Origin of the sequence: Streptomyces flavusporus (assembly GCF_046267975.1) — a bacterium.
Classification (GTDB): domain Bacteria; phylum Actinomycetota; class Actinomycetes; order Streptomycetales; family Streptomycetaceae; genus Streptomyces; species Streptomyces flavusporus.
In genome coordinates, this window is the sequence record NZ_CP176503.1 from 872,486 (window position 1) to 881,434 (window position 8,949).

8 protein-coding genes and 3 pseudogenes are annotated in these 8,949 nt (G+C 68.2%); 4 read left to right on the plus strand and 7 right to left on the minus strand.

Translation table 11 applies throughout. The annotated features are described in order from the left end of the window. Positions 1 to 6 precede the first annotated feature (6 nt). Together ACKTSN_RS04405 and ACKTSN_RS04410 are read right to left on the minus strand one after the other, a co-directional pair. Positions 7 to 1,227, minus strand: a pseudogene (locus tag ACKTSN_RS04405) (ISAzo13 family transposase); the annotation flags it as partial. A 178-nt stretch (positions 1,228 to 1,405) separates the two neighbouring features. Then, entirely contained in the window at positions 1,406 to 2,668 is a 1,263-nt protein-coding gene (locus tag ACKTSN_RS04410) for an IS701 family transposase (protein ID WP_409467247.1), read from the minus strand. 369 nt (positions 2,669 to 3,037) lie between these two features. Here ACKTSN_RS04410 and ACKTSN_RS04415 point away from each other — a divergent pair. Next, a pseudogene (locus ACKTSN_RS04415) lies at positions 3,038 to 3,229 on the plus strand (hypothetical protein); the annotation flags it as partial. Between the two features lie 43 nt (positions 3,230 to 3,272). Here ACKTSN_RS04415 and ACKTSN_RS04420 read toward each other — a convergent pair. Next, on the minus strand, positions 3,273 to 4,208 hold the full coding sequence (locus ACKTSN_RS04420; RefSeq protein ID WP_409467857.1) for an SDR family NAD(P)-dependent oxidoreductase: 936 nt from the start codon (positions 4,206 to 4,208) through the stop codon (positions 3,273 to 3,275). A 294-nt stretch (positions 4,209 to 4,502) separates the two neighbouring features. On the opposite strand from ACKTSN_RS04420, the pseudogene ACKTSN_RS04425 reads away from it, so the two are divergent. Beyond that, positions 4,503 to 4,763: pseudogene (locus ACKTSN_RS04425) on the plus strand (SDR family NAD(P)-dependent oxidoreductase); the annotation flags it as partial. A 294-nt stretch (positions 4,764 to 5,057) separates the two neighbouring features. Here ACKTSN_RS04425 and ACKTSN_RS04430 read toward each other — a convergent pair. Both ACKTSN_RS04430 and ACKTSN_RS04435 read right to left on the minus strand, forming a co-directional pair. Beyond that, positions 5,058 to 5,534 carry a tetratricopeptide repeat protein gene (locus ACKTSN_RS04430; protein WP_409467858.1) on the minus strand — a complete coding sequence of 159 codons (477 nt, stop codon included), beginning with the start codon at positions 5,532 to 5,534 and terminating at the stop codon, positions 5,058 to 5,060. A gap of 475 nt (positions 5,535 to 6,009) precedes the next feature. Continuing rightward, entirely contained in the window at positions 6,010 to 6,441 is a 432-nt protein-coding gene (locus ACKTSN_RS04435) for a DUF3806 domain-containing protein (RefSeq protein WP_385273036.1), read from the minus strand. Between the two features lie 263 nt (positions 6,442 to 6,704). Between ACKTSN_RS04435 and ACKTSN_RS04440 the strand changes: the two genes are divergently transcribed. Next, positions 6,705 to 7,061, plus strand: a complete 357-nt coding sequence (locus ACKTSN_RS04440; protein WP_409467859.1) for a TetR family transcriptional regulator C-terminal domain-containing protein — start codon at positions 6,705 to 6,707, stop codon at positions 7,059 to 7,061. A 49-nt stretch (positions 7,062 to 7,110) separates the two neighbouring features. On the opposite strand, the gene ACKTSN_RS04445 is transcribed toward ACKTSN_RS04440, so the two are convergent. Then, positions 7,111 to 7,536, minus strand: coding sequence for a cupin domain-containing protein (locus tag ACKTSN_RS04445; RefSeq protein ID WP_385273042.1), 426 nt, complete (start codon positions 7,534 to 7,536; stop codon positions 7,111 to 7,113). A 222-nt stretch (positions 7,537 to 7,758) separates the two neighbouring features. Here ACKTSN_RS04445 and ACKTSN_RS04450 point away from each other — a divergent pair, with 222 nt between their 5' ends. Further along, positions 7,759 to 8,007 (plus strand): hypothetical protein, encoded by a 249-nt coding sequence (locus ACKTSN_RS04450; RefSeq protein ID WP_409467860.1) that lies wholly within the window; start codon positions 7,759 to 7,761, stop codon positions 8,005 to 8,007. Positions 8,008 to 8,504: 497 nt separating this feature from the next. Here the strand turns inward: ACKTSN_RS04450 and ACKTSN_RS04455 are convergent, their stop codons facing one another. Continuing rightward, a complete protein-coding gene (locus tag ACKTSN_RS04455) occupies positions 8,505 to 8,873 on the minus strand; it encodes a hypothetical protein (RefSeq protein ID WP_409467861.1) in 369 nt (122 codons plus the stop codon). Between the last annotated feature and the right edge of the window lie 76 nt (positions 8,874 to 8,949).

Sequence of the window (8,949 nt, forward strand, 5' to 3'; positions counted from 1 at the left end):
GGGGTCCGGGTGTGGTGGGTGGCTGGCGGGGTGGAGGGTGTAGTTCCAGTCTCCGTGGAAGCGGTGGCGGGTGATCGGCAGGGCGGCGATGGCCTCGTCGCTGATCTGGATGCCGGTGGGGTACTGACCGCTGTCGAGTTCGGCATGCACGGTCAGGCCGGTCCGGCTGGTGGTCGCGGCGAGGGTTTGGAGCATGACTTCATGGCTGGTCAGGGGCCTGCCGCGCCAGTTCATGGTGATGTGGGAAAACAGCCGGTGCTCGATCTTGTTCCACTTCGACGTGCCGGGCGGTAGGTGACACACAGTGATCTCCAGGTCGGTCTCGCGGGCGAGGTCGGCCAGGTGGGTCTTCCAGCCACGGGTGCGGTAGCCGTTGGAGCCGCCGGCGTCGGCGGTGATCAGCAGCCGGCGAGCCTGGGGGTAGTCGTGCCGGCCGCGGGCCTGCCACCAGCGGCGGATTGAGGCGACGGCGAACGCCGCGGTGTCGTGATCGGTGCCGATACTCACCCAGCCGGTGTTCGCGGCCGTGTCGTAGATCCCGTACGGGATCGCCTTCCCGGCCTGGCCGGGGAAGTCGTGCGTGTCGACCTGAACGGGCTGCTGGGCAGGCCGCCACTCCTGCCCGGCGTTCTTGTAGTTGCCGATCAGTTCCTTCTTCTTGGTGTCCACGCTGATCACTACGTCTCCGGCGTCCCGGTGATCTCGTGCCTGCTCGTTGAGGTAGCGGAACTGGGCGTCCCGGTCCGGGTGCTGGGCGCCTTCGACGGTCTTGGCGTTGGCCTGCAGGCTGAAGCCTTCCTCCCGCAGCAGATTGCCGACCGTGTCGGCGGAGACGCGGTGGCCCTGGCGGGTCAGCTCCGCAGCCAGCTTCCGGGTCGACTTCGTCGTCCAGCGCAGCGGCGACATCGGATCACCCCGCTCGTCGGGCTCGACCAACGCCAGCAGCGCGGGCAGCAGTCCCGGGTCCAGCTCGGTCGCCTTCTTGCGGCCTCCGCCCGCGCGGCGGACCCGGCCCAACGGAGCCTGGCCCAACTCCAGTTCAGCCACCCCGCGCGAGACGGTGCCCTCCTGGACTCCGGCCGCACGGGCGACGAGTCTGATCCCGCCGTGTCCCAGCGACCGAGCCTCCGCCCCTATGGCCAGCCGACGCTGCCGCTCGTCCAGATGCGGCAACAACGTCTTGAACTTCGCAGCCAGGACCGCCTCGGCCCCCTCCGGACTCCCCATACCACAACAACGATCTCCAAAGCTGGAAGCAACGACTTATTTCCTCGCAGGCCCTTAGTAGGGCTTTGTTAGGTCCTGTGGTGGGGTTCGGGTGCTGGTGCGGGTTGGCCGCATATCGAGCAGGCGCCGGTCCAGGTGGCCAGGAGGGCCTGGAGTTCGCGGAGGACCGCGTAGAGGGTCAGGCCGGCGCAGGGGCTTTTGGGTCGAGCCTGAGCATGGTGCAGAAGGCCTGGGCGAGGGACGCGAGGGTGACGTGGCGGTGCCAGCCGAGGTAGTTGCGGCCCTCGAAGTGGTCCAGGCCCAGACCGTCCTTGAGCTCGCGGTAGTCGTGCTCAACTCGCCATCGGATCTTGGCGATTCGTACCAGTTCGCGCAGTGGGGTGTCGGCGGGAAGCGTCGAGAGCCAGTAGTCGGTTGGCTCGGCGGAGTCGGGTGGCCACTCGACGAGCAGCCAGCAGTCGGGCAGGGAGCCGTCGGCGGCGCGGCGGATGGTGCGGTTGGCCGGTCGGACCCGCAGGGCCAGGAACTGCGAGCGCATCTCGGCGTTCGGGTTGCGTCTGGTGGCCTTGCTGCCCTGGCGCCAGGTGACGGTGCGGGTGGCCGCTCGGCCGACGGCCAGGGCCAGGGCGCGCAGGGTGGTGTGCGGTTGGGGGTAGGCGGACACGGGAGGGCGGCCCTGCCCGGAGTACGGCGGGCGTTGGGGTGTGGCATTGCCGGGGTGCGCGGTCGTGGTGGCTTTGACCGCGACCGCGTAGGTCAGGCCGCGCTCGGTCAGGCCCTCGCGAAAGCCGGTGGCGTCGCCGTATCCGGCGTCGGCGGCGACCGGAAGGTCGGGCAACTCCCAGTTGTCGCGCACCTCGTCGAGCATGTCCAGCGCCAGGCGCCACTTCTCCCGGTGCCGCTCGGTGTCCGGGATTCCCGCCTTGGCGCGGCGGCGCCGGATCGCCTCGGCCATCAGCGCGTCCTCGCCGTACTTGGTGTCGTCCCAGCTCTCGGGCAGGAACAGGCGCCAGTCGACAGCCGATGACGCACGGTCACTGACCAGGTTCACACTGACGCCGACCTGGCAGTTGCCGCGCTTACCCAGGGCGCCGCAGTACATCCGCGCCACCCCCGGTGAGTCGTAGCCGTCCTTGGGGAAGCCGACATCATCGATCGCGTACGCCTCGGGAGAAATGTGCGCGGCAGCCCAACGGGCCAGCCGCTCACGGACCTTGGAGTAGTCCCAGGTGGACGATGAGACGAACTGCTGCAGCTGCTGGTGGTCCACGCCCAGGCGCTCGGCCATCGGCTGCATGGACTTGCGCTTGCCGTCCAGCATCAGCCCGCGCAGATACAGCTCGCCCTTGGCCCGCTGGTCCCGACGCGCCAGCGAACCGAGCATCTCCGCCGCGAACGCCTCCAGGCGCGGGCGGACCGTCTCCATCTCCTCAGGTGTCACACCTGACAGAACATCACAATCTACCTGACGATGATCAATCGGGGTACCTAACAAAGCCCTATTAGAGCGGCAGGCCTCCCAACCGAGATGGCCGAGGCAGCGGCCTCGGTGATGGCGCGCCGGGAGAAGGACAAGGACCAGTACGAGCTGCCTCTCGCCGAAGTTCTCGCGCATCTACGACAAGGCTCCTGATCCCGGGCGGAGAGGAGCAGCTGAACCGGGAGCCCAGCCCGAAACGATCATTTCCGGCCACATGGCAGAATCCGGCCCATGAACGCACAAGGCTGGAAGCTGTTCGTGAAGGGAGATGACTGCCCGGAGTGGTGCGCCCGGGACCACGCCGACGAGGACGCCGAGCACGACTCGATCATGCACAAGTCCGCTCCGTTCGCCATTGACCTACCTCCGCTGGTCAACGGCGAACGGCTCAACCTCGCGTTCACCACCGTCTGCAGCGAGGACTACCACGCCCAGGACAAGGAGCGCACCGCGGCCGAGGTCGAGCTCGGCGCGGAGTCCGACCAGAGCAGCGCCGTACACGACTACGTGCCTGTCCCGTCCGTTGAGGCGCTGGACAAGCTGATCACCAATCTCCGGAACGCCGTCAGCGCGCCACGGGAAGGGCGTAGTCCCACAGCCGGTCCGCGGCGGCGGGGTCGACCGACCACTTGGCGACGCCCGCCATCACGTCGGCGCCCCCGTCGACGACCTCCGATTCCTGGTTGTCCTCGAAGTACCGTCCGGTCACGCCGTCGAGGAGCGGTGACGCGGCCAGCAGCACCGTGGTGGCAGCGCCCTGAGCCGGCGTCTTGTAGTGGTCGGGGGTGAGCAGGTTGCCGTCCGCGTCCATGGCGCCGAGGGCCTGCATGGTCGCCTTGTCGAGGTGGCGGGCCAGGTTGGTGTGGATCCACCCCGGCGCGCAGGCGTTGGCGGTGATGCCGTCTTCGGCCCACCGACGGCTGATTCCTACGGCGAGGAGCACGTCGGCCGTCTTCGACTGAGCGTAGGCGACGAACGGGTCGTAGGGGCGTCGCTCGAACTGCGGGTCGTCGAAGTCGAATCCCACCCGCAGTTGGGCGCCGGAACTCACCACGACCACGCGCGGCTTCTCGGCCTCCTGGAGAGCGGAGCGCAGGCCGACGGCCAGGGCGAAGTGGCCGAGGTAGTTGGTGGCGAGCTGCATCTCCCAGCCCTGTGCGGTGACCTGTCGGGTCGGGAGCATCATCACGCCGGCGTTGGCGATGAGGCCGTCGACCGGCCCGCTCCAGTCGTCGCAGAAGGCGCGGACGGAGGCCGGCTCGGCAAGGTCGAGTGGGACAGCTCGCGTTCCCGGGAACTCCTCGATGAGCGGTTCGGCGGCCGCGGGGTTCCGGGTGGCGACGGTTACCTGCGCGCCCGCACCAGCGAGCGCGCGCACCGTCTCGGCACCGAGGCCGGAGGATCCGCCGGTGACGATCATACGGCGCCCGCTCAGATCGACCCCGTCGAGTATCTCCGTGGCGGTGGCCCGCGTTCCGAATGGAGTGGTGGTCAGCGTCATACCTGTGCCATGCCTTCAGAAGGGGGTGGTGTGAGAGTAACCATACAACATGTCCACATATGGAGACCGACGAGGGGATACTCGGTGCACGTATGAACACGTGTGCCTACAGGATCGGGCCGCTGTCGGTGATGACGTATGCGTTCAATGACTTACCCCAGCGGATGGTGACGGCGACCGGCGCGGGAACGAGCGGCAGTCAAACGACGGTCGGTCGGTTGCGGGACGCGCGAGAAGACTGAGAAACGTCGTTGATTCGACCCATTTCCACCTGAGAACCAACAGAGGACACACATGGCCAGTACATGGTTGATCACCGGCGCGTCCCGGGGCTTCGGGCGCGCTTTGGCGAAAGCGGTTCTGGAGGCCGGAGACCGGCTCGTGGCGACCGCGCGCCGCCCGGAGCAGCTCACGGACCTCGTCTCCCGCTACGGCGACCAGGTGCGGGCGGTGGCCCTGGACGTCACCGACACCGTCGCGGCCCAGGACGCGGTCCAGGCGGCCGTCGACGCCTTCGGCCGCCTGGACGTGGTCGTGAACAACGCCGGGTACGCCACCAGCGTCCAGTGTTGCTGTGAGGCCTGTCTCCCGTAGGACTTCGGCAGCCCCGACCACGATTCGAGTGCGCGTGGCCCGTCCCTTGGGTGTCAGAACGTGTGCCATAGCGCTGTTTCCCTTCACCGCACCAGTGCGGTTCATTCTAGGAGCGGTGGCGCACCGGTCGGAACGGCACGGAGGAGGGTGCGGGGGGCCTTGCACGGCGTGGTGTGCTTCACATGTGATGCCATGCCGGAAATGCCACTCGCGTCCTCGCTTCATCGCATGTGAAGGTCGACCGGCGCCGGTCAGTCAATCGGCGAGGCGGGCTTTCGGCTGCGGCAGAGACTCCGCCTTGGCGCGCATCTCCGCGGCGCGGGCGACGCGCAGGGCGCTGAAGAGTTCGGCGGCCCGGTTCCAGTTCGCCCGCGCCAGTTCGACTTCTCCCAGTTCCAGCTGGGCGGATGCGAGGTCATTGAGCAACTCCGCCTGCTTGTACTCGTCGAGAAGCTTCTCGTAGAGCCGTAGTGACTTCTGGTAGTCCGCAATCGCGGACTCGACATCGCCCAGGCGCTGTCTGATGTAGCCGATGTTGCCCTGTACGCCTGCCTCGTCGTGACGGTTCCCGGTCTTTCTCAGCAGGGGGAGCGCCTCCTCACACCAGGCGATCGCTTCCTGGTGGTCGCCGGGCACGGCATGGAACCAGCCCCCGATGGCGATGGAGCGTGCGATCTCGTACGGCCGGCCGAGCTTCCGGGCGATCGCCAGGCTCCTGCGCCCGTGCTCCATGCCCTCGGCGTGGCGCCCCGATAGCTGCGTACGCGGCTGGCGTACCGCTCGGCGAGGAGCTCCTCGTACGGGGGCAGCCGGTGCAGATGGCCGAGCATGTGGTCGACGGCCTCGTCGGCTTCGTCGAGGCGGCCGGTCTCCACCAGCGCGTTCGCCAGGTTCGTGCTGGTCCGCGTGATGGCGACGGGATCATCGAGCGTGAGGCCTGCGTCGAGGCCGATACGCGAGGCGGTGATCTCCTCGGCCCAGCGTCCCGCGACCGTGTTGTAGGCGGCCCATGCGAGGGTGAGGTCGATGCGGTGGCACAGCAGCCGTGGATCCTCCAGGGCGCGCAGGGCGGCGGCTGCGGTCGGCTCCTCCTGGCGGAGCCAGCGGTTGCACTCCGCCCGACGCTGAAAAAGATAACGGACATTTTAACACCCGACTTCGTCTCCGCCGGGTGGCTGCGAGGCCGGGCCGGGCTCACCGACGGGCCTCAGCCGTGCGTACTCCCTGCAGCGGGACCGCTGTCCGGGGCGACCTCGGCATATAGACCGCGGATGCTGACGTCCGCTCCGTGCTTGAGGCGGCGGAAAACCCAGTCGATCGGGTGGCACTCGCGTGTGTCGGGGAGTTCCATGACCAGGGGGACGGTGTGCTGAGGGTCCGGCGTGAGGCGCCAGACCGCGCCTGCGTGACGCGTCAGTATTTCGCCGACGTAACAGCCGAAGGCGACGAGGGAGTCGGCCATCTCCTGGCCAGTGGCACCGTCGGTCCGGAAGCCGTCGACTATGTCCTCCACCAGGCCGATGCTCCCGGGGCTGTAGTCCAGCTCGGCGTCACTGATGTCGGCCGCGGCCTCGACGATGGCAGCTGCGTGGAGAGGCGCACTGTCGGGCTCCAGGGGGTAGTTCAAGTGCAGCTGCATGTTTGTCCTCGGACCGTTGCCGTCGATGCTAGCCGGAGAACATCCGCCAGGCATGCCACTGAGCATAAGCATTTGGCACTGACCTGCCCCGACCAACAGACACCATACGGTCAAGGTACGCACATGTTTCGCGCCCTTCGGCCAGGAGATGTTTCTCTCTCCGACCACTGCAGTCGGCAGTCAGTCGACTCATGCCTCCGGACGGGTGCCCCGCCAAGGTGGGAGCCGTGCCCTGACCTGCACGCGCTGAAGACTCCGAGAAAATGGATTTCGCCCCCGACATTCGCACGACGCTGCGCAGTGTGCTGCTCGCGCTGGCCCTGGCCGACGTGTCGGACCCTGAACGCGGCTGTCTGCTGGTCAACGCGACGACAGAGCGCGCCGCCCCCGGCAGCACGGTCGAACAGGTGAGGTCGACCATGGCCGCCGTGGAGTCCGTGCTGACCGGGGCGTTGGAACGCGCTCGGGTGCGGGGCGACCTGGGCACCGCACAGAGCCCGGTGGAACTGGCCCGCTTCCTGACGACGTTCATTCAGGGCCTGCATGTCATGGGCAACGCACGCGCGGACCGGTCGTTCCTGGAGTCGGCCGTGTCCACGGCCCTGAAGGTCCTGGACTGAGGCAGCGCGTGGGTCGGGCCCGGCTCGCCGCTGGAGGAAAGGAGAAGTCCTAGTAGTTGGTCACCAGGGGCTTCGTCTCGTCGACCACGTACGTGGAGAGCATCATCGTGGTCACCGTGCCGACGTTGCGAGCGTTGTGGATGACACCGTTCGGGATGAAGAACGGGTCACCCGTGCGCAGCCGGAGCGGCGGCCGGTCGTCGAACTCCATCAGGACGTCGCCGCGGACGATGTATCCGACCTCGACACCGGGATGGCTGTGACGGCCCGACTCCTTGTGCCGGGGAATCTGCACGAGCGTCTGCACGGCCTCCCAGCCCTCGGCGGGCGAGGGGTGTTCCTGAAGCAGGGTGCGTGTGACGCCTGCAGTCGGATCGGAGTCCGCAGCTGCGGCGGTCGACGACAGAGCGGCTACGCCGAGCGCGCCGGCCGCCGCGGCCCCGCTGGTACGGAGAAGAGAGCGGCGATCGATCATCACAGGTCCTTTCGATCGGTAGGCATCAAAGCCGACCAGGCAGGCAGAAAGTTCTTCCAACACAAAACAACCATGTGTCTCAGTAGACACACAAGGGCGTAAGTCGGCCAACCTGAATACGTGTGCACACATGTCGAGGGCTGATGCCTGGGACCGGCCTCCCCTCGCCGCGGTTGCGCCCTGTCGGCCGTCCGCCTGGACCTGGACGAGTTCCGTGTCTGTATGTCCCGCGCCAGGAACCTGGCGGCACAGAGAGATCCGCAGCGGGCGGTGGCGGTGCTGCGTCAGGGGCTCGCGCTGTCGTGCTCCTGGACGAGTCCCTCCCAACCTGTGCCCATGCTCCCGGTCTTCACCGGGCGCGCGGAGGAACTGGCGCGGCTGGACGCCTTGCTGGAGGACAGCACAACGGAGCCGCGCACCACGGCTCTCATCGCGTTCGACGGCATGTCCGGAGTAGCAACACGACGCTGACCGTGCGGTGGGCGCACCGCTTCCCTGACGGGTGGCTCTATCTGGACCTGCGGGGCTTCGGGGGCGGCGGGCCGACGATGAGCCCCGCAGAGGCCATGCAAGAGCTGCTGGTCGCCCTGGGCGTGCTCGGGGACGGTGTTCCGGAGGGGCTCGCCGACGCCCGCGCGCTCTTTCGTCAGCCGGGTCGGGGCGGAGCGCACCAGACGGGAGCCGGAGTCCGTCGACGCCATCGCGGCGAGATGCGGACGACTGCGAGACGCGTTCTCGTGGTCCTTCGACCGGCTGAGCACACCGGCACGCCACCTGCTTGGACTGCTCGCCCGCCGCGGCGACCCCGAGCGGTGAGCCGGAGGAGACGGTACGGCTGCTGCGCGCCGAACTGGCGGACGCCCAGCTGCTGACGGAGTACGCCCGCACGCCTTGGTCCGGGTGTATGCCGTCGAGCAAGGCCGCGGCACCGGACGTCCGGTGCCGGACCGGTCAGGCGGTGGGAACCGTCAGCACGACGTCGTGGGCGACCGGCTCCTTCTCCACCACGATCGTGGACGTGCCACGGAGGTCAGCGTGACCGCACCCTGGGAGACGGGCGTGCTCCCGGCACCTCGGACACGGCCGCGGACCGGGACGCCGGAAGCGGAGACCTGCGCGCCCGCGTCGACGGCCTCGGCGTCCCGCGCCGCCTGGACCAGGCCGCTGGAGGCGCGCAGCGGGACCTCCTTGATGAACAGCGTCACCAGGAAGGCGACGAACCAGGAGTCGAGCAGCCCGGGGGAGCCGATCCGCTCGATCGGAACCGGCGCCCGCCGCTCCTGCAGGGTGCCCACGAAGTCGAGTGTGAGCGTCCCGCACGGAAACACATGTCTCACGTGACCCTCCTGGCAGGTGACTGAACACCCTCCAGAGTAACCACCTTGACGGGTGACGAGACCTCATGGGAATCTT

Bases quoted from the DNA above. Each gene is read 5' to 3' on its own strand.
- ACKTSN_RS04435 (WP_385273036.1), bottom strand. From the start codon at position 6,441: ATGCAGCTGCACTTGAACTACCCCCTGGAGCCCGACAGTGCGCCTCTC.
- ACKTSN_RS04450 (WP_409467860.1), top strand. From the start codon at position 7,759: ATGTCCCGCGCCAGGAACCTGGCGGCACAGAGAGATCCGCAGCGGGCG.
- ACKTSN_RS04440 (WP_409467859.1), top strand. From the start codon at position 6,705: ATGGATTTCGCCCCCGACATTCGCACGACGCTGCGCAGTGTGCTGCTC.
- ACKTSN_RS04430 (WP_409467858.1), bottom strand. From the start codon at position 5,534: ATGGAGCACGGGCGCAGGAGCCTGGCGATCGCCCGGAAGCTCGGCCGG.
- ACKTSN_RS04445 (WP_385273042.1), bottom strand. From the start codon at position 7,536: ATGATCGATCGCCGCTCTCTTCTCCGTACCAGCGGGGCCGCGGCGGCC.
- ACKTSN_RS04420 (WP_409467857.1), bottom strand. From the start codon at position 4,208: ATGACGCTGACCACCACTCCATTCGGAACGCGGGCCACCGCCACGGAG.